The sequence below is a fragment of the Ruegeria sp. CDSB029 genome (genome assembly GCF_059611125.1).
Genome location: NZ_JBXWOX010000004.1, coordinates 38,875 through 62,481, shown reverse-complemented (window position 1 = coordinate 62,481; position 23,607 = coordinate 38,875). Strand labels below are relative to the sequence as shown.

Here is a 23,607-nt window from a genome sequence, read left to right as displayed (position 1 = left end):
AGAGCGGATCAGGATTGTGGGGTCAAGGGCGCGAAGTCGGCTGGCCGCAATGGCCCTTTGCCCCAGGGGCGATATCGCAGACGAACGGCACTCAGGAGGGTTTCGTCGTCTACTTCAGCACTGAATCCGGCCGCTTGAGCTAGGGTACGAAATCGGTCCTGTGGGGCATCTTGTCGACCATCGCCTTGTTCGCGTGATGCGGCCAGCGCGTTGCGTTCCAGCCGCAGCCAGTCAAATCGTGGGCCCGGATCGAATTTTCGCCCGGGTGCCATGTCGGAATGGCCGATAACGCCGTTTGGCTGGATGGTCCAACGGTGCATGATCTTATGCAACAATTTCTCCAACCGTTGCATTTGCGGTTCTGAGAACGGGTGTATGCCGGTGTTGTCCAGTTCGATGCCGATCGAACGGGAGTTGATGTCGCTCTGACTGTGCCACTCGCCAGCCCCTGCGTGCCAGGCGCGGTCCCCTTCCCGCACCAACTGCCAGAGTGTTCCGTCACCACCTATCAGGTAGTGCGCCGAAACTTCGTGGACGGGATCGCATAGCCTGTCCAGCGCCTCTTGCGCGCTGTTCATTGCCGTATAGTGCAAAACGATCAGGGACGGCTTCAGCCCGTCCCTACGCGGCCCGAAGTTGGGCGATGGGTGCCAGATCGGCGCCAATGCGTCAGTTGTTGACGGCACTGCGGAAGGCACTGGGATCCCAGCCACAAGCGTATCCATCCCCATCGGGGTCCAGCCCGTTGCGGTCCCGCTGCGGGCCACCATTGGACAGAAACTCGATCTGAGCCTGGTCGGGCGACGGGAACTTGGCGCAGTTCCGTTGAGCCTTGGCTTCGAGGTTAAAGCCAGCGCGACTGTATAGCTGCGTGCCGACGGGATTTGAGGTGCTTAGAGCGTATTGCACGATATTGGGCTGGCCGTCCGATCCGCGCTGCGGAACAGCAGTTGGTGTGACGACTTCGTAGGTCTGGCGGTTCTGTTGAATCAGGGCCGCGTCGTTTTCGATCGTGCGACGGCCTGATACAGCCGCGAAATCCTGTTCGTCGGAGATCGCATTGTTACTGGCGGCGGACAGCGGGGCTTGCGTCAACGTGCTTTGCCCCGAAGTGTTGGCCAATGCAGCCGCCGTTGCCGACGCGATATCAGCGTTATCCCCGGTCGGAGTGCTACCGGGTGCGCCCAGTTGTTGTTCTGAAACCTCAGCAGGGCCAGTCAATGGGTTGCCGGTATAGCCCTGTCCGGCTAGCGCCGCCTCGCGCTGCGCCTGATATTGAGGCGTGTTAAATCCTGTACCCTGGACCGGGGCCACCGTGTTACAGGCGGCCACAAGCCCGATTGCGGGGATCAGAAGCGTAAAGCGCATTCAGCTGCTCCGTTTTAGCTGGTCTTGCCTGATCCGAGGATTACCACCATTTGCCCGGCTTGGCCACAAATCCGGCGGCACTTTCCAACGCATAAGCTGTGTTCAGCAAATCGCCTTCTTCCCACGGGCGGCCGATCAGTTGCAGACCCAGCGGCAAACCCTGTTGGTCCAAACCTGCGGGAATTGAGATACCGGGCAAACCGGCAAGGTTCACTGTCACGGTAAAGACGTCGTTGAGGTACATCTGCACCGGGTCCGCCTCGGTCATCTCGCCCAGACCAAAGGACGCCGACGGGGTAGCAGGCGTCAGGATTGCGTCGATCCCTGCGGCGAAGACATCTTCGAAGTCTCTCTTGATCAGTGTCCGCACCTTACGGGCGCGGTTGTAATATGCATCGTAGAACCCCGCTGACAGCACATAAGTACCGATCATGACACGGCGCTGCACTTCGTGGCCGAAGCCTTCGGCACGGGTCTTTTCGTACATCTCGGTGATGCCGTCGCCCTGTGCCAACTGCGCGCGGCGGCCATAGCGGACACCGTCGTAGCGGGCGAGGTTCGAGGACGCCTCAGCCGGTGCAATCACGTAATACGCAGGCAGCGCGTATTTGGTGTGCGGTAGCGAAATGTCGACGATCTCAGCACCCGCAGCTTTCAGCATTTCGGCGCCATCGGCCCACAGCTTTTCGATCTCGGCAGGCATACCGTCCATGCGGTATTCTTTGGGGATACCGATCTTCTTGCCTTTGATATCGCCGGTCAGCATCGCCTCAAAATTCGGCACGGCCAGTTCGGTGCTGGTGGAATCCTTCGGGTCGTGACCACACATCGTTTCGAGCATGATCGCCGCGTCGCGCACGTTCTTGGTCATCGGCCCGGCCTGATCCAACGACGAAGCAAATGCCACGATGCCCCAGCGCGAGCAACGACCATAGGTCGGCTTGATGCCGGTAATGCCAACAAACGCAGCGGGCTGGCGGATCGAACCACCTGTATCGGTACCGGTGGCGGCCAGACAAAGATCTGCCGCGACGGCCGAGGCCGAACCACCGGACGAGCCACCGGGTGTTAGTTGCGCATCGTCGTTGCCGCGGCGCCATGGGCTGACCGCATTGCCATACACGGATGTTTCGTTGGACGAGCCCATGGCGAATTCGTCCATGTTCAGCTTGCCCAGCATAACCGCCCCAGAATCTGCCAATTGCTGAGACACAGTAGATTCGTATTCGGGCTTGAAACCTTCGAGGATTTTAGAAGCCGCCTGCGACGGTACGCCTTTGGTGCAGAACAGATCCTTGATGCCGATCGGCAGGCCGCACATCGACGGCGCATCGCCTGCTTTGATCCGCTCATCCGCCGCCTTGGCGCGTTCCAGCGCGATTTCGGGCGTCTTGTGGACAAAAGCGTTCAGAGCGTCGGCGTCATCGATCGCCTTCAGGCAGGATTCGGTCAGCTCGACAGAGGTTACGTCGCCAGCGCGCAGTGCGTCGCGCGCTTCGGCCAGGCCCAGTTTGTTCAGATCGCTCATGTCTTACTCCACAACTTTGGGAACAGCGAAGAACCCTTCGCGCGCATCAGGGGCATTGGCCAGAACCTTGTCTTGCTGGTTGCCGTCAGTGACCACATCCTCGCGGCGTTTCAGGCGCATCGGCTCGACCGAAACCATCGGTTCGACACCTTCGACATCAACCTCGTTGAGTTGTTCGATGAAGCCAAGGATGGTGTTGAATTCGGATGCCAGCGCAGGCAGCGCGTCATCCTCGACCTTGATCCGGGCCAGTTTGGCCACCTTGGCGGCGTTGCTTTGGTCAATCGACATCGGATATCCTCATATGCGTTAGGGGGCATTTACCTGTCTGGTCGCCGGGTCGCAAGAGCGCCAAGGCGCTGATCCACCCTTGAGCGCACGGCAAAGGTCCATAAATCCTGTCCGATCATTCATTTCTGAATACCCCTAAGTAAAAAAATGAACCGATTAGTTCACTTCACATCTTGAAATACTGAACTGAACTGTTCATTTCATATGACACGGCACAGCCTTATATGGAGAAAAACGATGAAAACGTTCATGACTGCCTTTGTACTGGCCACTACGGTTCTTGCTGCGCAAGCTCAGGCGGGCGCTTTTGGCCCAAGCATGGACACCCTGACCCGCAGCCTGATTTTCCCCGATCAGGTGTCGGAACCTGTCACCCAGGATCAGAACAAACCGGGCAAGTAATTTAGCCCGCAAAACCGGGTCGGGTCCAAATGCCCCGGCCCGACAATTGCCTGCTGCGTTCCGCGCGGCGTATCGCTACGGTGGTCCACAGTAACCCGCCGGCCTGCCCTGCAGACCCGGCAAGCCAACGGAGCGGAAGATGAACGCGCGCAAGCAAGCTGTTCTGGACGCAATTGATGCGGCCAACTCACACGACCCCAACCTCGAAGACGGCCAGCCCGCTGAACTGCTTTATGGCCAGCGCATGAGCGCTGAGTTGGACAGGTTGTTCCCAGACGCCTCTGACCCGTTGCAGATAGCCGCACGAGGTCAGCATGTGGAGCGGTGGAAGCTCGCGCGCAGTGAATACCCCGAAGGTCGTGCCGGATATCTGGCCTGGCGCAAGGCGCAGGGCGTCCATCACGCCGAGGTCGTGATGGGGCTTATGGAACGGAACGGCTACTCTGCCGAGGATATCGAATCTGCTGGCCGGATGCTGCGCAAACAGGGCATCAAGCGTGACGACGAGGTGCAGGCGCTGGAGGATGTCATCTGCTTTGTTTTCCTCAAATGGTATTTCGCTCCGTTTGCCAAAAAGCACTCAGCCGAGAAAATCCAAAGCATTGTCGAGAAAACCGCGCGCAAGATGTCGGATCAAGGCCGTGCACGCGTGCTGTCCGAATTTGACTTACCCGCGGAGCTGGCCGCAGCGTTTCAGGCCTGAGCCGCGCGGGTCAGGTGCCTACGATACACCTCGATCATCCAGCCCAGCATGAGGGCATTCAGGATGTGCCACATGAAATGCGTGCCCAATGGGATCTGCCCACATATGGGTTCGTCCAGCGCACGAAAGGTGATCGATGCGATCAGGATCATCGCCCCGATGGCCAGACCACGGGCGGTGTCCGGCACCCGGCGGCGTAAAAGAAACGCATAGATCAAGATCAGCAACGGCACCGGGGAATAGGCTGCTGACCCACCCAGTCCCGGCACAAGCTGGAACAAGGGCACCGTAGCTGCGGCATAGGGAATAAACAGCGCCGTCACGATCCCGGCCGTAAGCGGCCGCATGTGCCAGACGTCCCGGTTGATCGCGAAAATGTAGACCAGAATGTACAGCAAAATCGGCAGAACATCCGCCATGGCGGCCCAGACCTGCGCGTGCGTATGGAACAGGTAGCTGCCAAGCCCGATGGCAGTCAGAATGGCCACCAACAGCATCGCCAGCGGCATCCCCTGCCCGCGCACGCGCCGCCACATGACAAAAGCCGCAATCAGAAACGCCGCGTTTGTCACCGCGTTTATCGGCTCGGCCCAATAGGCGGGCGACAAGCGCTCGCAATAGCCATCAATTTCCTGAAACCAGTCCATGAACTTTTACATAGCCGATGCTAAGTTAATGCCAACAGTTTGTTTTGGGAGGATGAATTCATGAACATCATTTGGCTGGGACACGGCAGTTTCCGCATCGAAACCGGCGGGCAGGTTCTGCTGATCGACCCCTGGCTGACTGGCAACCCGGTCTTGTCCGAGGAACAGCATGATGACGCGCTAAATGGGGCGACTCATATCCTTCTGACGCATACACATTTCGATCACGTCGCCGATGTCGTATCGCTGGCCAAGCACCTGAACGTCCCCGTGGTCGGACAATACGACCTGATGGGGTTTTGGAGCGAGTCCGAAGGGCTGGAAACTATCGGCTACAACAAGGGCGGTACCGTGAACCTGAACGGCGTCAAAGTGTCGATGGTGCCAGCCTCTCACAGCTCGACATTTTCAACACCTGACGGGTTGCGCACCGGCGGCAGCGAGGTCGGGTTCATGATCGCCTCGGAAGGGCACATGCTGTATGTAGCGGGCGATACCGACATCATGGCCGATATGGATTGGATGGGGGATTACTACAAACCCGATATCGGGATCCTGTCGGCAGGCGGTCACTTCACGATGGACATGAAGGGCGCGGCATATGCGGCCAAGCGGTATTTCAATTTCAAGACCGTGATTCCCTGCCACTACACGACCTTCCCGATCCTCGAACAATCAGCTCAGGCGCTGATCGATGGGTTGCCGGGGGTCGATGTCATCGAACCCGAGGTGATGAAGGCGATTACCATTTAGGGTCAACGCCGTGCGGCGAAGAACTTTTTCAGAAGCTCGGCGGCCTCCTGCCCTCGGATGCCGTCGTAAACCTCTGGCACGTGGTGCGCTTGTGTATGGGTAAAAACCCGCGCGCCATGGTCAACGCCGCCAGATTTCGGATCGGCAGCCCCGTAATAGATGCGCCGGATACGCGCCGCCGCCAATGCCGCCGCGCACATCGCGCAAGGCTCTAACGTCACATATAGATCGTGATCGGGCAGACGTTCGGATCCGGCTGCGGCGCATGCAGCACGCAGGGCCAGTATCTCGGCATGGGCGGTGGGATCATTCAGCTCTCGTGTTCGGTTACCCGCAGAGGCCACGATCACGCCATCGGGGCCGGCAATAACAGCGCCCACAGGTACTTCACCACGATCCGCCGCAGCGCGCGCTTCAACCAACGCCATATCCATATGCGATCTGAACACCATGCCTCTGACTGCAACAGAAACCTGTCTTTCGCAAGCGGCCGGGATGCGCTATGGGCTGCGGATGACCAAAACCCCTCCTCCCGGCGACCGGATCGCCAAAGTCCTTGCCCGCGCAGGCGTTGCCTCGCGCCGCGAAGCTGAACGCATGATCGAAGCAGGTCGTGTGAGTGTAAACGGCAAGACCATCGACAGCCCCGCGCTGAACGTCACCGCCAAGGACAAGATCTTTGTCGACGGCAAACCGGTGTCGGAACCGGAACCGTCGCGCCTGTGGCTGTATCACAAGCCGTCGGGCCTGGTGACAACGACACGTGACGAAAAGGGGCGCGCGACCATTTTTGACAAACTGCCCGAGGATATGCCCCGGGTCATGAGTGTCGGGCGGTTGGACCTGAACTCGGAAGGGTTGCTGCTGTTAACAAATGATGGCGGCATCAAGCGCAAGCTGGAACTGCCCGCAACAGGATGGCTGCGCAAATACCGCGTGCGTGTAAATGGCCGCCCCAAGGACGAGGATTTCGAACCCTTGCGCAAGGGCTTGGTGATCGAAGGTGAGCGTTTTCAACCCATGACTGTCACGCTTGACCGCCAGCAAGGCGCGAATGCGTGGCTGACCATCGGTCTGCGCGAAGGCAAGAACCGCGAAATTCGGCGCGCGATAGAAGATATTGGCTTTGCAGTGAACCGACTGCTGCGCGTATCTTACGGTCCGTTCCAACTGGGAAGCCTGAAACCCGGTGAGGTCGAAGAGATACGGCGTCGGGTCATGCGGGATCAGCTGGGTCTGGAAGCCGAGCCCGAAGCACCGACCAAACGACCCGCGCGACCACAGCGAAAACGCCCCCAAATCGGCAAGAAACCTCGCAAGTGACGCAGGTTAGGCAACCTTCCCCCTAGCGCCACGGCCTCTCATGGCCTAGATTTCCCCAAGGGGCATACTTGGGGGGCGCCATGTCCGGGACCGGAGTGCAAAAATTAGCCTATGTTGTGCTGTTGGCACTAATGCTTGGCGTGTGCACTGGCCTGCTAGGGGGCTTGTGAGCGCATGACCAAACGGTATGGCGGAAAATACAGCCCTCAAGGCGACTCGGCACAGCCAGACCAAAACCCGCGTGGCCAGTTTGACGGCGCACGCGTCGAACCTGCTGGCGCCCGCGCCAACCTTTTGTTCTTGCCCGCGATCCCTTTGGTGTTCCTGTCACTGAACGACGGCGCAGTTGGCATGACAATCGGGCTGATTGCAGCCGGCGTTTTGACCGGCGCGGCATTCCTCTTGCGTGAAGGATTGCGGGCCGAGTCTGCCTATAATGCCCGGCGCACCGCCCGTCGCCCGGCGTTTCCCAGAAAAATATTCTCCAGTCTCCTGACCGGGCTTGGGATCGGGTTGGCCGCATACCGCACAGAATTTCTGGATGCGGCTACAGCGTCCGAGGCTAGCCTTATTGCGCCGATCCTGTTCGGCTTGGTAGCTGGTGCCCTCCACTCAGCCTCATTCGGAATTGATCCGATGAAAGACAAGGGTATGGAGGGCATCGACACCTTTCAGCAAGACCGCGTTGCCCGCGTAGTTGAAGACGCCGAAACGCACCTGTCCGAGATGACCGACGCCATCAAACGTGCGGGCGACCGAAAGATCGAGGCCCGGGTTGAACGGTTTCAGGATACCGCCCGCGAACTGTTCCGCACGGTCGAGGAAGACCCGCGCGATCTGGCCGGTGCGCGAAAATACCTGACCGTTTACTTAAAGGGCGCGCGTGACGCGACGGTCAAATTCGCCGACGTGTACGCCCGAACACGCGACACGCAGGCGCTGGAGGATTATTCGTCCCTCCTGGATGATCTTGAACAGAATTTTGCGGCGCGCACCCGCAAGTTGCTTTTGGACGACCGCAGTGATCTGACGGTTGAAATTGATGTGTTGCGCGAAAGGCTGCAACGCGAAGGCGTCCGGTTGGACTGACCGGCCACAATTTGAGAGAGGATTACCCCCATGTCCGATGACATCAAGAACAAGGCGGTCGAGGCTGAAACGCTGGTGCAGGAAGTGACCGCTGTCACCCTGCCCGACCCGACCGCCGAAATCGTCTTGCTTGAAGAGGCCGACGAACCTGTCAGCGCCGAAATCCGCAAGCGCATGGATGAGATCGACATGGATAATACCAATTCCATCGTCGCGTTCGGGTCGTCTGCCCAGGCGGAATTGCAGGAAATCAGCCAGGCCATGTTGGCGGATGTCCGCAACAAAGATGTCGGACCTGCCGGGGACAGTCTGCGCAATATCGTGACGACGATCCGCGGATTTTCAGTCAGCGAGTTGGACGTCCGGCGCGAACGCAGCTGGTGGGAAAAGCTGTTGGGCAAGGCTGCGCCTTTTGCCCAATTTACCGCCAAGTTTGAAGATGTTCAGGGGCAGATCGACAGGATCACCGACGACTTGCTGGGCCACGAACATACGCTACTGAAAGACATCAAGTCGCTGGACCTGTTGTACGAAAAAACGCTGGGCTTCTATGACGAGCTTGCGCTGTATATCGCAGCAGGTGAAGAAAAGCTGACCGAGCTGGACAGCCAGAACATCCCCGAAAAAGAAGCCGAAGTTCAGGCAGCTCCCGAAGACCAACAAGTCATGAAAGCGCAAGAGCTGCGTGACCTGCGCGCAGCGCGGGATGATCTGGAACGGCGTGTTCACGATCTGAAGCTGACGCGACAGGTAACGATGCAATCGCTGCCCTCGATCCGGTTGGTGCAGGAAAACGACAAGTCGCTGGTGACCAAGATCAACTCGACGCTCGTCAACACCGTGCCTCTGTGGGAAACGCAACTGGCGCAGGCCGTCACCATCCAGCGTAGCGCCGAGGCGGCCGCGGCCGTGCGTGATGCGAATGACCTGACGAATGAGCTGCTGACCTCGAACGCGGCGAACCTGCGTGAGTCGAACAAGATGATCCGCGAGGAAATGGAACGCGGTGTGTTTGATATCGAGGCGGTCAAGCAAGCCAATGCTGACCTGATCGGTACGATCAACGAAAGCCTTGCAATTGCTGACGAAGGCAAGGCCAAACGCGCCGCAGCCGAACAGGAGCTGCAGAAGATGGAGACCGAGCTACGCGACACCCTTGCCTCTGCCAAGGCGCGCAAAGACGGCGTCGGCGACAACGCTGGAACTGCGGTTTCGAGCTAAAGGCAGGCTGGGCGTGCAAGTGCCGGGATATCTGAAACCTCTGTTGGGTATGGTGGCGCTGTTGGCGCTGGCCAATTGCGATGAGGCGCTGACGTCGTCCGTCGTGCCGCAACCGCGCCCGGTTGCACCTGCACCGGCACCTAATGCTTATGTTCCCCCGTCTGCGGCAAGTCAAGATCTGGCCCGGTTCTATCAGCGGGTCGAACGAGACCTGCTGACCCGCGACATGTTGCGCGTGGATGGAGGTGGCCCCGACACACCCTATGATGCCGATGATCTGGCCCGTAATTTCGAGGCTATTGCCTTTTACAGCGAATACCCCGATCACGCTGTAACCACGCGCATTCGGCGAACGGACGGGCAGCTTAGCCGGTGGGCGGGACCTGTGCGAATTCAGACCGAGTTCGCCCCGTCTGTGGCACCCGAGATACGCGCAAAAGACTCCGCCGACGTCGAGGCATTTGCGGAACGGCTGAGCAAATTGACGGATCATCCAATCTCGGTCGTCAATCGCAAGGCCAATTTCCATGTCTTCTTTGCAGGCAAAGATGACAGCGCCTATGTGGTGAAACGCCTGAAACAGCTGATTCCCGGTATCAGCACGCCTTCACTGGATTTGGTAGCAAACCCGCGTGCCAATATTGACTGCCTTGTTTTTGCGTCTCCGACCAATACCTCACCGTATAAATTTGTGCGGGCTGTCACGCTCATCCGGGCTGAACTGCCAGACCTCACCCGGCGCAGCTGCATCCACGAGGAAATTGCGCAGGGGCTTGGATTGTCCAATGACAGCCCGGCGGCACGGCCTTCGATTTTCAATGACAATGACGAGTTTGCGCTGTTGACCAGCCATGACGAAAAACTTCTGACAATGCTTTATGATCCCCGACTTGAGCCCGGTGTGACAGCCGAGGACGCCCGCCCGGTGGTCCGGATTATTGCTCGCGAATTGATGGGCCAGCAGCTCTGAGCCCAAGGAAAGGAGACCCCAATGGGTATTTTCGATTTTCTGACCGGAGAGTTTATCGACGTCATTCACTGGGTCGACGACACCCGTGACACCATGGTCTGGCGGTTCGAGCGTGAAGGACATGCTATCAAGTACGGCGCCAAACTGACGGTGCGCGAAGGACAGGCAGCGGTATTCGTGCACGAGGGACAACTGGCAGACGTGTTTACGCCCGGTCTTTATATGCTTGAGACCAACAACATGCCGATCCTGACGACGCTGCAGCATTGGGATCATGGATTTCAATCACCCTTCAAGTCCGAGATCTATTTCGTCAACACGACGCGTTTCAATGATCTGAAATGGGGCACCAAGAACCCGATCATGCTGCGCGACCCGGAATTCGGACCGACCCGTATCCGCGCCTTTGGCACCTACACAGTCCGGGTCAAGGACCCGGCGAAGTTCCTGATTGAAATCGTTGGCACCGATGGTGAATTCACCATGGATGAGATCAGCTTTCAGATCCGTAACATCATCGTGCAGGAGTTCAGCCGCGTTATCGCAGGATCGGGCATTCCGGTGCTGGACATGGCCGCCAACACCGCCGATCTGGGCAAACTGATCGCGGCCGAGGTCTCGCCCGTGCTGGAAGGGTACGGGCTTGAAATGCCGGAGTTCTACATCGAGAACATCTCGCTACCGCCTGCGGTCGAGGCTGCGTTGGACAAGCGGACGTCGATGGGATTGGCAGGCGATCTGGGCAAGTTCACCCAGTATTCCGCCGCCGAGGCGATGACTGCAGCCGCCAACAACCCCGGACAAGGTGGAGGCATGGGTGCGGGTCTTGGCATGGGCATGGGCATGGCGATGGCCAACCAGATGGCAAACATGGCAGCGGGTCAACCAAGCGGACCGTGGGGCGGTTCCGCCCCCGCTGCCCCGCAACCAGCGGCGCATGCGGCACCGCCCCCTCCTCCGCCGGTCGAGCATGTCTGGCATATCGCCGTGGATGGGCAGACCAGCGGCCCGTTTTCCAAGGCCAAGATGGGCCGCATGGCGACTGATGGTGAGATCACCCGCGACACCCATGTCTGGACCGCCGGTCAGGACGGCTGGAAAAAAGCGGGCGACGTGCAGGAGCTTGCGCAGCTGTTTACCATCCTGCCGCCGCCTCCGCCGGGGGCGTAATCGGTGACGGCAAACGCCGACATATCTGCCTATTCGCAAAGAGGGATCAGGCGCGCCGTCAATTTGAGTGCAATTCTCGGGTGGTTTTGCGTGATTGGCGCGCCGATGCTTTTTGATCTTTTCCAAAGCAGATGGGACGCCACTCTGTGGTCTCTATTTCAGTTATTGACTTTATTTGGTGTACCCTCGGCTTTTCTGATTGCATGGATTTTCGTCGCACCCGCCCTGCGCACGATGATGCGCAAGCCGGTTACTTTTTTCCGGGCAGCTTATTGGGGGGGAGCGATCAGCACAGGTCTTGTCCTGCTGAGTATTGCAATCGGTCGGCTAAGAGGATGGCATCAATCGCACAACGATAAATTCGATTCTCAAATCGGGGGTGGCGATTTCGTGCGATCTGTTGATGGCATACTGACGCCTTATGGATGGCAAGTTCTGGCGCATAATTCCCTTTTGTTTATAGTGACTTGCATCTTTGCGGCTGTCGTGATCCGCGCAATCATCGGCCCTGGAAAGCCCGTTCAGCCAGCCGAGGTCAAGCAATGACTGAAGAACACCGCTTTCCCTGCGAGCAATGCGGCTCGGACTATCGGTTCAATCCGGGCGACGGGACCCTGACCTGCGATCATTGCGGGCATTCGGAATCCATAGGTGCCGGACCGTGGGGCGGTGCCAGCCTGAAAGAACTGGATTTTAACGCGGCGCTGGCGAACAAGCTGCCAGACGCGGAAATCGAGGAAACGCGGGTTCTGTCCTGCCCGAACTGCGCAGCTGAGGTCGAGTTTGACCCGAACACCCATGCGGCCGAATGCCCGTTCTGTGCCACTCCGGTAGTCACGGAGACGGGAGTTAACCGGCATATCAAGCCAAAAGGCGTGTTGCCCTTTGCTCTGGATGAACGGTCGGCTCATAAGGCGATGTCGAGCTGGCTTGGCAAGTTGTGGTTCGCGCCCAACGGGTTGAAGGATTACGCCCGCAAAGGTCGCAAGATGCAGGGGATTTACGTCCCCTACTGGACTTTCGACGCGGATACCAAGTCAGCTTATCGCGGCGAGCGGGGCACGGTGTATTACGAGACCCGAACCGTCATGCGTGACGGCAAGCGCGTGCAACAACAGGTCGCAAAAGTGCGTTGGTCCCCAAAATCCGGCCTGGTTGCTAGGTTCTTTGACGATGTTCTGGTGCTGGCGTCCCAGTCCTTGCCCAAAGCGTATACTGACGCGCTTGAGCCTTGGGATCTACCGGCGCTTGAACCTTATCAGCCCGAGTATCTGGCCGGTTTCCGGGCAGAAGCATATACTGTCGATCTGCAGGATGGTTACACTGAAGCCCGCGCGCATATGGCCCGCGTGATCGAACGGGATGTTCGGTTCGATATCGGTGGCGACCGACAGCGCATTCACGCAATCGACACTGACGTGCGGGATGTGACCTTCAAGCACATATTACTGCCCGTCTGGCTGGCCGCGTACAAATACCGGGGGCAGACCTATCGTTTCGTTGTGAATGGCAGAACGGGGCGCGTTCAGGGTGAACGCCCGTGGTCAGCCATCAAGATCACGATCGCTGTTGTCCTCGGCCTGCTGGTCGCGGCGGGTGTTGGGTACATGATGGCAACGGGTCAGCAATAGAACCGCGTCGCGTTCGCGTGCAATTTTGGCGGTTTAACCGCTTGAACATCGCTGAGCCTGACGCCATCCTGCGCCTCGTCTGCACGAAGGGGAGAGCAGTGTGACGCTATCCGATCTGGATCAACTACTGGCCGAGCGGCACTCTTGCCGGGCGTTCCGACCTGAAACCGTTCCCAAGGACCAGATCGAACAGATTCTGACCTGTGCGTCACGTGCCCCCAGCTGGTGCAATGCGCAGCCCTGGAACATCGTGATCACCAGTGGCGCCGACACTGACGCTTTTCGAGAAGCGCTGCAAAACGAAGTCACAACCGGCGCACCGGAACCCGACCTGCCGTTCCCGACGGCGTATACCGGTATATATCAGGAACGCCGCTGTGAATGCGGCTGGGCATTATACGAAGCCGTCGGCGTACAGCGCGGGGACCGTGCAGGTTCAGCCCAGCAAATGAAGGAAAACTTTGCACTTTTCGGCGCGCCGCATTGCGCGATCATCTCCAGCCCTGCGGACCTTGGTCCTTACGGAGCGATGGACTGCGGTGGTTTTGTCATGGCCTTCACCCTCGCCGCCCAAGCGCTGGGGGTGGCCACAATCCCTCAGGCCGCGGTGGCCAGCTATGGTCAGTTCCTGCACCGGTACTTTGGTATCCCCGATGACCGCTTGATCTTGTGCGCAATCTCTTTCGGCTATTCCGATACAGACCACCCTGCAAACGGGTTTCGAACCAGCCGGGCCGGTCTGGACGAGATCGCACGCTGGGTCGAATAGCCACGTCACCAAACGGAGAACGGATTTGCGCGCACTGCTACAAAGGGTTTCCCGGGCCAAGGTCTCGGTTGATGGACAAACGATCGGACAGTCTGGCCCTGGGTTGATGATCCTGGTCTGTGCGATGAAAGGCGATGATGAACAAAAGGCCGGGCAGCTTGCGGCCAAAGTATCAAAGTTGCGCATTTTCAAAGATGAAAACGGCAAGATGAACCGCTCTGTCGTTGATGTGGGTGGCTCGGCTCTGGTGATCAGCCAGTTTACGCTGGCCGCCGACACGTCGCGCGGGAACAGGCCAGGGTTTTCCGAGGCTGCGGCCCCGGATGAGGGGCAGCACCTGTATGAAGAGTTTGCGCGGCGGTTGCAGGCGCATGGTGTGGCCGTCGAAACCGGGCAATTCGGTGCCGACATGGAGGTAGAGCTGGTTAATGACGGACCAGTCACGATTTGGATGGAAAGCTGATGGATCAGAGGCAACAGGCAATTCGCATTTGGCAGGCTGGCGTTGATGCGGTTGACGGAAAAAGGGCCACCAAAGCTGTTCTGGATGGGGTTCCAACGCCCGACCAGATCTTGGCAGTCGGCAAGGCAGCCGCAGCAATGGCCAGCGCGGCATTGGAACATTTCGGCCCGCGTCCAACGCTGGTTGTCACCAAGGATGATCACGGACGCGGTCTGCCGGAACATGTTCAGCTGATCGAGGCCTCACACCCCGTTCCGGACGCGCGCAGCCTTGAGGGCGGTCGCGCCCTGCGGGCCGCGATTGAGGCTATGGCACCCAATTCTCATGTGCTGCTTCTGGTTTCGGGCGGAGCCTCATCCCTGGCTGAGGATTTGCTGCCGGGAAACACTCTGAGTGATCTGGAGCAGCTGAACGGCAGGCTGCTGTCCGAAGGGATGGATATCACCGCAATGAATGCCGAGCGTCGCAAGCTGTCCCGGATAAAGGGCGGTGGGCTGCTGGCCCATTTCAAAGGGGAAAAAGCCACCGTTCTGGCAATCTCGGACGTTCCCGGGGATGATCTGAATGTCATCGGATCGGGGATTGGCGCCTTGCCCAACACTTACGAATTTGACGCCGTGACCCAGATTGTTGCGTCGAACGCTCATGCGCGTTCTGCGGCAGCAGATTTGGCGCGTCGTGAAAGCCTGCAAGTATTGGCCAATGAAGAATGCCTGCACGACGACTTCTTGCACGTCGCTTCCCAACTGGGACAACGCCTGCGGGATATGACCCCGGGTGTCATGGTGTTCGGCGGTGAGCCTACGGTTGTGTTGCCAGATCAGCCGGGCCGCGGCGGGCGCAATCAGGCGCTGGCTCTGGCGCTGGCCCGTGAAATAGCCGGGACCTCGGGTCTGACGCTGGTCGTTGGCGGAACAGACGGAACCGATGGCCCGACCAATGCCGCCGGAGCGGTTGTTGACGGCACGACCTGGGACGACGGGGCTGAGCATGCCCTGCAGAATGCAGATAGCGGGAGTTTTCTGGACGCCGCCGGCGCTTTGTTGGTGACGGGTCCGACCGGAACAAACGTGATGGACCTTGTTGTCGCAATCAGGCGATGAATTGACGATTTTCAAACACCGGGAAAAGCAAAAGACCGTGACACTTCCACAATGACGCGCTCGCTCAATTCGCTATGCGATATCGAAGACTTACCGGATGTCGGCATAGTGGTGCCCGACGGATGTCGCCTGTCAGCGCGTGTCTGGCGTCCGATGGATGCAGACAGCAACCCCGTTCCGGCCATTTTGGAGTTTCTTCCCTATCGCAAGCGTGACGGTACAGCGACGCGTGATGCCCTGACCCATCCTTGGTTTGCCAAACGCGGCTATGCCTGCATTCGTGTGGACATGCGCGGCAATGGCGACAGCGAAGGGTTGATGGAAGACGAATACACTCAGCAAGAGCTGGATGATGCCGTCTCAACAATTCGGTGGCTGGCGGATCAGCCGTGGTGTTCGGGCACCGTTGGGATGATGGGAATCAGCTGGGGCGGGTTCAACGCGCTTCAGGTTGCCGCCCTTCAACCCGCGCCGCTGAAAGCAATTATCTCCCTGTGTTCAACCGCAGATCGTTACGCAGACGACATCCATTACAAGGGCGGATGCTTGCTAAATGAAAACCTGGGTTGGGGCGCGACCATGTGGTCGTACTCATCCCGCGCACCGGATCCTGCGCTGCGCCCCAACTGGCGCGAGCTGTGGCTTAAGCGTTTGGAAAATCAAACGTTCCTGCCCTCGACCTGGCTGCGCCACCAGACGCGCGACGCCTATTGGCAGCATGGCTCTGTCTGCGAGGATTTCAGCGCGATCCGCGCGGCGACTTTGGCCATAGGCGGTTGGGGGGACGCGTACAAGAATACCGTGCCGCTGCTGGTCGAACAGCTTAACGCTCCGGTCAAGGGAATCGTGGGGCCATGGGTGCACAAATACCCGCATTTCGCGGTGCCCGAACCGAGGATCGGTTTTCTTCAAGAGGCGCTGCGTTGGTGGGATCATTGGCTGAAAGGTCTGGATAGCGGAGTTGAAACCGACCCCGACTACCGAGCGTATCTGATGGACGGGGTCCGTCCACATCGATGGTACAACGACAGACCGGGGCGCTGGATCAGCGAACAGACCGGCGCAACCTCACATCTGTCCAACCTGACCTTGAGCCTGTCCAACGCTGGACTTGGTCAAGATGAACCGTTGGATACCCGGGTTCGTTCGCCTCAAACCTGTGGCATGGACGGCGGTGAGTATTGCGCCATTTGGCTGGGCCCCGACATGCCCGGTGATCAGCGCACCGATGATGCGGTGTCCGCCTGTTTCGATGGGCCGCCTTTATCGGAAGACCTGGATATAGTCGGTGCACCGCGCATTTGCCTGAATGTCAGCGCCGACCGCCCGCAAGCACAGATTGCCGTGCGGCTGAACCACATCCACCCGGACGGAGCTTCGACCCGGATTACGTATGGCGTTCTGAATCTGTCGCACCGTGACAGCCACGCGCAACCAACTCCGTTGACGCCCGGAGCGCCCTACGAAATCTCATTGGACCTGGATCACATCGCCTATCGCGTTCCCAAAGGACATCGCGTGCGGGCGGCTGTGTCCAGCGCGTATTGGCCGCTAATCTGGCCCTCACCCGAACCCGTCGAACTGCACCTGACAGGTGGCACGATTACGATCCCGATCCGGCCGACCGCAGGTGATGATGAACATGTGTTTCAACAACCCGACTCTGAAACCCCGATTGACGTGACGTCCCTGCGGGACAGCAGCAATTCTCGTCGGGTGGAAACTGACATTAATTCAGGTGTAACCAGCCTGATTATCGAAGATGATTTTGGTCGTGTGACCGACAATCACCACGGGCTAACATATGGTGGCACAGCCGATGAACGCTGGACTATCCATCCCGATGACCCCCTATCCGCGCACGGGCAGTGCCGCTGGACACAAGAGATCAGTCGGGACGGGATAAACCTGCGCACCGAAACATCCTGCGAAATGTGGTCGGATCGCGAGAGCTTTTTTCTCAAGGCGCAGATAAGTGCCTTTGAAAACGAAACTTTGGTATTTTCGAAACAAACGGAGGACGCCGTTCCACGCAACCAGATGTGATATTTTGGCGGCCAAGGGGCAGACATTTGCCCTTGCTCGGTAGACCGAAATGCGCCTAACTTGACTCATGCGTCAATAAAAATGCCCGAGAAGGGCTGAAACCAATCAACTGGGAGACCACTAAATGAACGAACAACTCACTCACATGGCCGGTCAGGTCACTGCGGGCAAACTGACCCGTCGCGAATTCATGGGGAAAGCGGCGGCTCTGGGTGTATCGGCAGCGATGGCCAGCACCATGTTCGCTGACGCTGCGCGCGCGGCGGACCCGAACAAGGGCGGCGTTCTGAAGTTTGGCCTGCAGGGCGGCGGTTCCACCGACTCGCTGGACCCGGCCACCTACGCCAGCTCGGTTCCATTTATGAACGGCAAGCAGTTTGGTGACCAGCTAGTAGAAGTCGCAACTGATGGCTCGATAGAGCCTCGTCTGGCAGAGAGTATCGAAGGCAGCGCAGACGCCAAGGTCTGGACCTTCAAACTGCGTCAGGGCGTCGAGTTCCACAACGGCAAGACCATGACCAGCGAAGACGTGCTGAAAACCATGGAACGCCACTCGAACGAGGACTCCAAGTCCGGTGCCCTGGGCATCATGAAGGGCATCGAGTCGATGAAAGCTGACGGGGACAATTTTCAGGTCACGCTGACCGAGCCCAACGCTGACCTGCCTTACCTGATGGCAGACTACCACCTAATCATCCAGCCTGACGGCGGCATGGACAACCCAGCGGCAGGCATCGGCACAGGCCCCTATCAGGTCGAAATCGACGAACCGGGTGTTCGCCACACGTTCAAAAAGTTCGCAAACCATTGGAACCCTGATTACGGCCATTTCGACGGCGTCGAAGTGATCGTCATCAACGACGCGACCGCCCGGACTGCCGCGCTGCAATCCGGTCAGGTAGACGCGATCAACCGGATCGAGCCGAAGGTTGCGGACCTGCTGGGCCGCGCGCCGACATTGACCGTGCATTCGACAGCCGGACGTGGACATTATGTGTTCATCATGCACTGCGACACCGCACCGTTCGACAACAACGAACTGCGTCTGGCGTTGAAATATGCCATCAACCGTCAGGAACTGGTCGACAAGGTTCTGCGCGGCTATGGAACTGAAGGAAACGACATGCCTGTCAACGCAGCATACCCGCTGTTTGACGGGTCGATTCCACAGCGCGAATTCAGTATCGAAAAAGCGGCAGAACACTACAAGAATTCGGGCCACGACGGATCGCCAATCATTCTTCGTGTGGCGGATGCAGCGTTCCCGGGCGCCGTAGACGCAGCGGCCCTGTTCCAGCAGTCCGCTGCTCAGGCCGGTATTCCGCTGGAGATCAAACGCGAGCCGAACGATGGTTACTGGTCTGAAGTCTGGAATGTCCAGCCATTCTGTGCGTCCTATTGGACCGGGCGTCCCGTGCAGGACCAGATGTATGCAACCGCTTATCTTTCAACAGCCGACTGGAATGATACGCGTTTCAAGGTGCCGGCGTTCGACGAGATGCTGTTCGCAGCGCGTGCAGAGTTGGACAATGACAAACGTAAGAACATCTACAGCCAGATGGGTCAAATGGTCCGTGACGAAGGCGGAGTAATCTGTCCAATGTTCAACGATTTTGTTGAAGGCGTCAGCAACAAGCTTGAAGGTTGGGAAACTGACCCCGCAGGCGAGATGATGAACGGCAACATGTCCCGCAAGATGTGGTTCGCCTGATAGGGCCCACGGATAATGCATCCTATCATAAAACTGGTTTCCCAGCGCTTTGCGCTGGGTCTCCTGCTTCTCTTCGGTGCATCGGCTCTGATTTTCGGCCTCACCGAAGCCCTGCCTGGGGACGCTGCGCAAGCGGTCCTTGGCCAATCCGCAACCCCCGAGGCGCTGGCAAACCTGCGCGAGGAAATGGGCCTCAACCGTCCTGCTTTGACCCGATATTTCGAATGGTTGGGAGGCATCCTGCAGGGCGATCTGGGTCAGTCTTTGACCAACAAACTCGACATCGCGGAAAGCATCGGAAAACGCTTAGGGAACACTCTGTTCCTGGCTTGTGCCGCAGCCGTCGTATCCGTACCGCTTGCTATCTTTCTTGGCCTTCTGGCCGTCCGTTTCCGCAACCGCTGGCCGGACAAACTGATCTCAGCCATCACCCTGACAACCGTTTCGATCCCTGAATTTCTGATCGGTTACCTGGTGATCTATTTCATTTCGGTGAAACTTGGTTGGTTCTCCTCACTCGCAATGATCAACGACACAATGTCCTTCGGGCAAAAGCTCAATGCCATCGCCCTGCCTGCCTTCGTTCTGACACTGGTAGTGCTGGCGCAGATGATGCGAATGACCCGCGCTGCGATCCTGAACCTGATGCAATCGGCCTATATCGAAACGGCTGAACTGAAAGGCCTCTCGAATTTTCAGGTCATTGCGCGCCACGCGTTTCCCAACGCGATTTCCCCCATTGTCAACGTTGTGATGCTGAACCTGGCCTATCTGGTTGTGGGCGTCGTCGTTGTCGAAGTGGTGTTCGTGTATCCCGGCATGGGGCAATACCTGGTGGACTCGGTGACCAAACGTGACGTGCCGGTCGTTCTGGCCTGCGGCGTCGTCTTTGCCGCTGTCTATATCGGGCTCAACATGGTTGCCGATATTGTGTCCATCCTTGCCAACCCAAGACTGAGGCATCCGAAATGATGAAGAACATTCCTATTTCGGCCGCCATCGGTCTGTTTTTCACCGGACTGTACTTTTTCATAGCCCTCGCGGCCCCACTGATCGCCCCCTACGGAATGGCCGAAGTGGTCGGTGATGTGTGGGAACCGTCCAGCGCCGAACATCTGCTGGGCACGGACAATATCGGGCGGGATCTGCTGACGCGTATGATCTATGGCGGTCGCACGACCATCTTTATCGCCGCAGCGGCTACGATCCTCAGCTTTATCACAGGTACCTCGCTGGGCCTTTTGGCTGCGGTTCTGGGTGGTTGGGCTGACCAGGCGCTGAGCCGGACGGTTGACCTGATCATGTCGATCCCAACGCTGATCCTGGCACTGGTTATCCTAGCGATTGTTCCGGTGACCGTTCCGATCCTGATCCTTGTGATGGGGCTGTTGGACGCCACACGTCCTTACCGACTGTCTCGATCGGTCGCCGTAGACATCAACGTGATGGACTATGTCGAAGCCGCAAAGCTGCGCGGTGAAGGTCGTCGCTGGATCATCTTCCGGGAAATCCTGCCAAATGCTCTGTCACCTCTGGTGGCTGAATTCGGGCTGCGGTTCATCTTTATGGTTCTGTTTATCTCGACCCTGTCGTTCCTGGGTCTGGGCGTCCAGCCGCCGCTGGCGGACTGGGGTGGCATCGTGAAGGAAAACAAGGACGGGATCGTCTATGGTATCGGCGCGGCATTGTACCCCGCTGTGGCCATTGCGACGCTCGCCATCTCGGTCAACCTTGTGGCTGACTGGGTTCTAAACCGTACCACATCGCTGAAAGGAGGCCGGGGATGAGTGATACCCTTCTCAAGGTCCGCAACCTCAAGATCGGCGCGACCGTCTATCCGCCCGGCGAAAAACCTCATGACATCGAAATCGTGCACGGGGTCAGCTTTGACCTCGAACGCGGAAAGGTGTTGGGGCTGATCGGGGAATCTGGTGCCGGTAAATCGACCATCGGTCTGGCGTCCATGGCTTATGGCCGCGGTGGCGTCGAACTGACCGGCGGAGAAGTCTGGGTCAACGGGCGCGACATTCTAAAAACCCCGCATAGCGATATCCGCAATCTGCGTGGGGGCGAGGTTGCCTATGTCTCGCAATCCGCCGCCGCATCGTTCAACCCAGCCAAGAAGATCATGGATCAGGTTGTCGAAGCTGCGGTCGAACATAAGAAGTTTTCGCGAAAAGAGGCTGAAGGCCGTGCGCGGGAACTGTTCGCCAAGCTAGGGCTGCCCGATCCGGACAATATCGGTGATCGTTATCCTCACCAGGTCTCGGGCGGTCAGCTACAGCGTTGCATGACGGCGCTGGCGCTATGTCCCGAGCCTGATCTTGTGGTGTTTGATGAACCGACCACAGCACTGGATGTGACCACTCAGATCGACGTTCTCATGGCGATCAAAGAGGCCATTCGTGATACTGGCGTTGCTGCGCTCTACATCACGCATGACCTCGCCGTTGTTGCTCAAGTCAGTGATGACATCATGGTTCTGCGAATGGGCAATACGGTCGAGTATGGTAATACCGACCAGATCATCAACAACCCGCAGGAAGAGTACACCAAGGCGCTGGTTTCGGTCCGCTCGATCGAGCACGAAGAGAAAAAACCCACACCGGAATCGGTATTGAGCGTCGAAGGTATTACCGCGCGCTACAAGGGTTTGAATTTTGACGTGCTACACAACGTCAATGTCGAGCTTCATCCGGGGCAGACACTGGCGGTTGTCGGCGAATCCGGCTCGGGCAAGTCGACACTGGCGCGGGTGATCACAGGCTTGCTGCCGCCGCGCGATGGTGAAATCACCTTTGCTGGCCGCAAGCTTAGTGGCGATCTGAAGGGCCGCAGCCGTGAAGACCTGCGCGAGCTGCAGATGATCTACCAGATGGCTGACGTGGCAATGAACCCACGCCAGACGGTTGGTACGATCATTGGACGCCCGCTGGAGTTCTACTTCAACATGCGCGGTGCCGAAAAACGCAAGCGGATCGTCGAACTGTTGGATGAGATCGAACTGGGCGAAAAGTACATGGACCGCTATCCGGCGGAACTGTCAGGTGGTCAGAAACAGCGTGTCTGTATCGCGCGGTCGCTGGCGGCTAAGCCCAAGATGATCATCTGTGACGAGGTCACCTCGGCGCTTGATCCATTGGTGGCGGATGGCATCCTGAAACTGCTGTTGGACCTTCAGAAGATCGAGGATGTGGCGTACCTGTTCATCACCCACGATCTGGCGACGGTGCGCGCGATCAGCGATAGCATCGCGGTGATGTATCAGGGCCGCGTGGTTCGCTATGGGTCGAAAAGCGAGGTGCTGAGCCCGCCGTTTGACGACTATACCGATCTACTGCTCAGTTCCGTCCCCGAGATGCATCTGGGTTGGCTGGAGGAGGTCGTTGCCCACCGCAAAATGGAAAGCGCCGGGAACTGACCACTGCCCTTTCCGTGACAGGTAAGTGAAAAATTGAAATCCCGGCGCTTGTTCGATGACAGGTGTCGGGATTTTGCTATTGGGGGCGCGAACGGGCAGACCCCTGATCGCGAATCCCCTAGGGTCGCCGGAAATATCTAGTCAAAAGGCCAATGACATGGACCGCAAACTACTCCTCATCATCCTGGACGGTGTTCCGTGGCGCAATTTCCGACGGTTGTTCGGTAACCTTGAAGGTTGGGTCGACAGCGGTGAGGCGCGGGTCTGGAAGCTACGCGCTGTTCTGCCATCCACGTCGGCCAGCTGCTATGCCTCGATCCATACTGGTGTGACACCGCAGGAACACGGCTGTACCGGCAACGGCAATGTCTTCCGCCTGAGCCACAAGGACGTTTTCAGCCAGGTACGAGATGCTGGTGGCGTAACCGGCGCTGTCACCCACAGCTATTGGTCGCAGTTCTTCAACCGCCACCCGTTCGATTACGTCCGCGATATCGAATATGATGAGCCTGAGAGCAAAACGATCAACCACGGTCGCTTTCACACCATGACAGGCTATGGCAAAGCCAATCAGATGACCCCGTCCGACGTTGATCTCTATGCCACTCTGACCAATCTATGCCTGCGTCATGGGCTGGACTACGGCCTGCTGCATGCCTGCACATTGGACAGTATGGGGCACCGTTTTTACCACGATTGCGAAGAGATGGACCACGCTTGCTTCGTAGCTGACGAGATGCTGGCACCTTTCATCCCGCGTTGGCGACAACTGGGGTACGACGTGATTGTGACCGCTGATCACGGACAGGATGAGCGGGGACACCACGGCGGGCGCAGCCCGCTGCAACAGGAAACCGCGCTGTATTATTTTGGCGACGCCGAAGGCCCCGAGGTCGACACGGTGATCGACCAGCTGCAACTAGCGCCCACGATCCTGAACCGGATGGGTGCGCCCATTGCCGAAACGATGAAGGCGAAACCGTTCCTGAAGTGAGAGA

At 58.4% G+C, this 23,607-nt stretch carries 25 protein-coding genes; 19 read left to right on the top strand and 6 right to left on the bottom strand.

Annotated elements, in window-relative coordinates; all coding sequences use genetic code 11:
• Nucleotides 1–8 precede the first annotated feature (8 nt).
• The 4 genes from AC2FI8_RS06255 to gatC are packed head-to-tail and all read right to left on the bottom strand — an operon-like array spanning nt 9 to nt 3,187.
• Nucleotides 9–713, bottom strand: coding sequence for an N-acetylmuramoyl-L-alanine amidase (locus AC2FI8_RS06255; RefSeq protein WP_496767808.1), 705 nt, complete (start codon nt 711–713; stop codon nt 9–11).
• Entirely contained in the window at nt 670–1,368 is a 699-nt protein-coding gene (locus AC2FI8_RS06250) for a hypothetical protein (RefSeq protein WP_496777902.1), read from the bottom strand. The genes AC2FI8_RS06255 and AC2FI8_RS06250 overlap by 44 nt, the downstream gene beginning before the upstream one ends.
• Before the next feature lie 40 nt (nt 1,369–1,408).
• Nucleotides 1,409–2,896 carry an Asp-tRNA(Asn)/Glu-tRNA(Gln) amidotransferase subunit GatA gene (gene gatA, locus AC2FI8_RS06245; RefSeq protein WP_496777898.1) on the bottom strand — a complete coding sequence of 496 codons (1,488 nt, stop codon included), beginning with the start codon at nt 2,894–2,896 and terminating at the stop codon, nt 1,409–1,411.
• Nucleotides 2,897–2,899: 3 nt separating this feature from the next.
• Nucleotides 2,900–3,187 (bottom strand): Asp-tRNA(Asn)/Glu-tRNA(Gln) amidotransferase subunit GatC, encoded by a 288-nt coding sequence (gene gatC / locus AC2FI8_RS06240; RefSeq protein ID WP_058275619.1) that lies wholly within the window; start codon nt 3,185–3,187, stop codon nt 2,900–2,902.
• A gap of 237 nt (nt 3,188–3,424) precedes the next feature.
• On the opposite strand from gatC, the gene AC2FI8_RS06235 reads away from it, so the two are divergent.
• Nucleotides 3,425–3,589: a hypothetical protein gene (locus tag AC2FI8_RS06235; RefSeq protein WP_186437502.1), complete on the top strand. Its 165-nt coding sequence runs from the start codon at nt 3,425–3,427 to the stop codon at nt 3,587–3,589.
• A gap of 139 nt (nt 3,590–3,728) precedes the next feature.
• Nucleotides 3,729–4,292: a DUF4202 domain-containing protein gene (locus AC2FI8_RS06230; protein WP_496724228.1), complete on the top strand. Its 564-nt coding sequence runs from the start codon at nt 3,729–3,731 to the stop codon at nt 4,290–4,292.
• Here AC2FI8_RS06230 and AC2FI8_RS06225 read toward each other — a convergent pair.
• Nucleotides 4,283–4,939 carry a ceramidase domain-containing protein gene (locus AC2FI8_RS06225; RefSeq protein ID WP_496777895.1) on the bottom strand — a complete coding sequence of 219 codons (657 nt, stop codon included), beginning with the start codon at nt 4,937–4,939 and terminating at the stop codon, nt 4,283–4,285. The two genes, AC2FI8_RS06230 and AC2FI8_RS06225, sit on opposite strands and share 10 nt — an antisense overlap.
• Before the next feature lie 60 nt (nt 4,940–4,999).
• Here AC2FI8_RS06225 and AC2FI8_RS06220 point away from each other — a divergent pair, with 60 nt between their 5' ends.
• Nucleotides 5,000–5,692, top strand: coding sequence for a metal-dependent hydrolase (locus AC2FI8_RS06220; RefSeq protein WP_496777891.1), 693 nt, complete (start codon nt 5,000–5,002; stop codon nt 5,690–5,692).
• A 2-nt stretch (nt 5,693–5,694) separates the two neighbouring features.
• On the opposite strand, the gene AC2FI8_RS06215 is transcribed toward AC2FI8_RS06220, so the two are convergent.
• Nucleotides 5,695–6,144 (bottom strand): nucleoside deaminase, encoded by a 450-nt coding sequence (locus AC2FI8_RS06215; protein ID WP_496777889.1) that lies wholly within the window; start codon nt 6,142–6,144, stop codon nt 5,695–5,697.
• Between the two features lie 61 nt (nt 6,145–6,205).
• On the opposite strand from AC2FI8_RS06215, the gene AC2FI8_RS06210 reads away from it, so the two are divergent.
• The 16 genes from AC2FI8_RS06210 (at nt 6,206) to AC2FI8_RS06135 (ending at nt 23,603) form a co-directional block, all read left to right on the top strand.
• A complete protein-coding gene (locus AC2FI8_RS06210; protein WP_496777887.1) occupies nt 6,206–7,015 on the top strand; it encodes a pseudouridine synthase in 810 nt (269 codons plus the stop codon).
• Between the two features lie 174 nt (nt 7,016–7,189).
• Nucleotides 7,190–8,104: a 5-bromo-4-chloroindolyl phosphate hydrolysis family protein gene (locus AC2FI8_RS06205; protein WP_496777885.1), complete on the top strand. Its 915-nt coding sequence runs from the start codon at nt 7,190–7,192 to the stop codon at nt 8,102–8,104.
• A 30-nt stretch (nt 8,105–8,134) separates the two neighbouring features.
• Entirely contained in the window at nt 8,135–9,325 is a 1,191-nt protein-coding gene (locus AC2FI8_RS06200; RefSeq protein WP_058275612.1) for a toxic anion resistance protein, read from the top strand.
• Between the two features lie 49 nt (nt 9,326–9,374).
• On the top strand, nt 9,375–10,295 hold the full coding sequence (locus AC2FI8_RS06195; protein ID WP_282119213.1) for a DUF2927 domain-containing protein: 921 nt from the start codon (nt 9,375–9,377) through the stop codon (nt 10,293–10,295).
• Nucleotides 10,296–10,316: 21 nt separating this feature from the next.
• Nucleotides 10,317–11,465: an SPFH domain-containing protein gene (locus tag AC2FI8_RS06190; RefSeq protein ID WP_496777883.1), complete on the top strand. Its 1,149-nt coding sequence runs from the start codon at nt 10,317–10,319 to the stop codon at nt 11,463–11,465.
• Between the two features lie 3 nt (nt 11,466–11,468).
• Entirely contained in the window at nt 11,469–12,011 is a 543-nt protein-coding gene (locus AC2FI8_RS06185) for a hypothetical protein (RefSeq protein WP_496777881.1), read from the top strand.
• A complete protein-coding gene (locus AC2FI8_RS06180) occupies nt 12,008–13,096 on the top strand; it encodes a TFIIB-type zinc finger domain-containing protein (RefSeq protein WP_496777879.1) in 1,089 nt (362 codons plus the stop codon). Before AC2FI8_RS06185 ends, AC2FI8_RS06180 begins: the two co-directional genes overlap by 4 nt.
• A 100-nt stretch (nt 13,097–13,196) precedes the next feature.
• Nucleotides 13,197–13,865 carry a nitroreductase gene (locus tag AC2FI8_RS06175; protein ID WP_496777877.1) on the top strand — a complete coding sequence of 223 codons (669 nt, stop codon included), beginning with the start codon at nt 13,197–13,199 and terminating at the stop codon, nt 13,863–13,865.
• 25 nt (nt 13,866–13,890) lie between these two features.
• The gene (dtd, locus tag AC2FI8_RS06170; protein WP_496777875.1) at nt 13,891–14,328 is read left to right on the top strand and encodes a D-aminoacyl-tRNA deacylase; all 438 of its coding nucleotides are present in this window, start codon (nt 13,891–13,893) and stop codon (nt 14,326–14,328) included.
• On the top strand, nt 14,328–15,431 hold the full coding sequence (locus AC2FI8_RS06165) for a glycerate kinase type-2 family protein (RefSeq protein WP_496777873.1): 1,104 nt from the start codon (nt 14,328–14,330) through the stop codon (nt 15,429–15,431). The genes dtd and AC2FI8_RS06165 overlap by 1 nt, the downstream gene beginning before the upstream one ends.
• A gap of 51 nt (nt 15,432–15,482) precedes the next feature.
• The gene (locus AC2FI8_RS06160; protein ID WP_496777868.1) at nt 15,483–17,477 is read left to right on the top strand and encodes a CocE/NonD family hydrolase; all 1,995 of its coding nucleotides are present in this window, start codon (nt 15,483–15,485) and stop codon (nt 17,475–17,477) included.
• 124 nt (nt 17,478–17,601) lie between these two features.
• Nucleotides 17,602–19,188 (top strand): ABC transporter substrate-binding protein, encoded by a 1,587-nt coding sequence (locus AC2FI8_RS06155; RefSeq protein ID WP_496777866.1) that lies wholly within the window; start codon nt 17,602–17,604, stop codon nt 19,186–19,188.
• Nucleotides 19,189–19,203: 15 nt separating this feature from the next.
• Complete coding sequence (locus AC2FI8_RS06150; RefSeq protein WP_496777864.1) at nt 19,204–20,160, top strand: ABC transporter permease; 957 nt, start codon at nt 19,204–19,206, stop codon at nt 20,158–20,160.
• Complete coding sequence (locus tag AC2FI8_RS06145; protein ID WP_496778164.1) at nt 20,160–20,975, top strand: ABC transporter permease; 816 nt, start codon at nt 20,160–20,162, stop codon at nt 20,973–20,975. Before AC2FI8_RS06150 ends, AC2FI8_RS06145 begins: the two co-directional genes overlap by 1 nt.
• Nucleotides 20,972–22,609, top strand: a complete 1,638-nt coding sequence (locus tag AC2FI8_RS06140; protein ID WP_109313204.1) for an ABC transporter ATP-binding protein — start codon at nt 20,972–20,974, stop codon at nt 22,607–22,609. Before AC2FI8_RS06145 ends, AC2FI8_RS06140 begins: the two co-directional genes overlap by 4 nt.
• Before the next feature lie 157 nt (nt 22,610–22,766).
• Nucleotides 22,767–23,603, top strand: a complete 837-nt coding sequence (locus tag AC2FI8_RS06135; protein ID WP_496777860.1) for an alkaline phosphatase family protein — start codon at nt 22,767–22,769, stop codon at nt 23,601–23,603.
• The last annotated feature ends 4 nt before the right edge of the window (nt 23,604–23,607 follow it).

Excerpts from the sequence above, each read along its gene's own strand:
- AC2FI8_RS06250 (WP_496777902.1), bottom strand. The coding sequence starts at position 1,368 with ATGCGCTTTACGCTTCTGATCCCCGCAATCGGGCTTGTGGCCGCCTGT.
- AC2FI8_RS06140 (WP_109313204.1), top strand. The coding sequence starts at position 20,972 with ATGAGTGATACCCTTCTCAAGGTCCGCAACCTCAAGATCGGCGCGACC.
- gatA (WP_496777898.1), bottom strand. The coding sequence starts at position 2,896 with ATGAGCGATCTGAACAAACTGGGCCTGGCCGAAGCGCGCGACGCACTG.
- AC2FI8_RS06195 (WP_282119213.1), top strand. The coding sequence starts at position 9,375 with ATGGTGGCGCTGTTGGCGCTGGCCAATTGCGATGAGGCGCTGACGTCG.
- AC2FI8_RS06210 (WP_496777887.1), top strand. The coding sequence starts at position 6,206 with ATGACCAAAACCCCTCCTCCCGGCGACCGGATCGCCAAAGTCCTTGCC.
- gatC (WP_058275619.1), bottom strand. The coding sequence starts at position 3,187 with ATGTCGATTGACCAAAGCAACGCCGCCAAGGTGGCCAAACTGGCCCGG.
- AC2FI8_RS06160 (WP_496777868.1), top strand. The coding sequence starts at position 15,483 with ATGACGCGCTCGCTCAATTCGCTATGCGATATCGAAGACTTACCGGAT.
- AC2FI8_RS06225 (WP_496777895.1), bottom strand. The coding sequence starts at position 4,939 with ATGGACTGGTTTCAGGAAATTGATGGCTATTGCGAGCGCTTGTCGCCC.
- AC2FI8_RS06145 (WP_496778164.1), top strand. The coding sequence starts at position 20,160 with ATGAAGAACATTCCTATTTCGGCCGCCATCGGTCTGTTTTTCACCGGA.
- AC2FI8_RS06230 (WP_496724228.1), top strand. The coding sequence starts at position 3,729 with ATGAACGCGCGCAAGCAAGCTGTTCTGGACGCAATTGATGCGGCCAAC.
- AC2FI8_RS06205 (WP_496777885.1), top strand. The coding sequence starts at position 7,190 with ATGACCAAACGGTATGGCGGAAAATACAGCCCTCAAGGCGACTCGGCA.
- AC2FI8_RS06180 (WP_496777879.1), top strand. The coding sequence starts at position 12,008 with ATGACTGAAGAACACCGCTTTCCCTGCGAGCAATGCGGCTCGGACTAT.
- AC2FI8_RS06150 (WP_496777864.1), top strand. The coding sequence starts at position 19,204 with ATGCATCCTATCATAAAACTGGTTTCCCAGCGCTTTGCGCTGGGTCTC.
- AC2FI8_RS06215 (WP_496777889.1), bottom strand. The coding sequence starts at position 6,144 with ATGGTGTTCAGATCGCATATGGATATGGCGTTGGTTGAAGCGCGCGCT.
- AC2FI8_RS06235 (WP_186437502.1), top strand. The coding sequence starts at position 3,425 with ATGAAAACGTTCATGACTGCCTTTGTACTGGCCACTACGGTTCTTGCT.
- AC2FI8_RS06200 (WP_058275612.1), top strand. The coding sequence starts at position 8,135 with ATGTCCGATGACATCAAGAACAAGGCGGTCGAGGCTGAAACGCTGGTG.
- AC2FI8_RS06165 (WP_496777873.1), top strand. The coding sequence starts at position 14,328 with ATGGATCAGAGGCAACAGGCAATTCGCATTTGGCAGGCTGGCGTTGAT.
- AC2FI8_RS06190 (WP_496777883.1), top strand. The coding sequence starts at position 10,317 with ATGGGTATTTTCGATTTTCTGACCGGAGAGTTTATCGACGTCATTCAC.
- AC2FI8_RS06155 (WP_496777866.1), top strand. The coding sequence starts at position 17,602 with ATGAACGAACAACTCACTCACATGGCCGGTCAGGTCACTGCGGGCAAA.
- AC2FI8_RS06135 (WP_496777860.1), top strand. The coding sequence starts at position 22,767 with ATGGACCGCAAACTACTCCTCATCATCCTGGACGGTGTTCCGTGGCGC.
- AC2FI8_RS06220 (WP_496777891.1), top strand. The coding sequence starts at position 5,000 with ATGAACATCATTTGGCTGGGACACGGCAGTTTCCGCATCGAAACCGGC.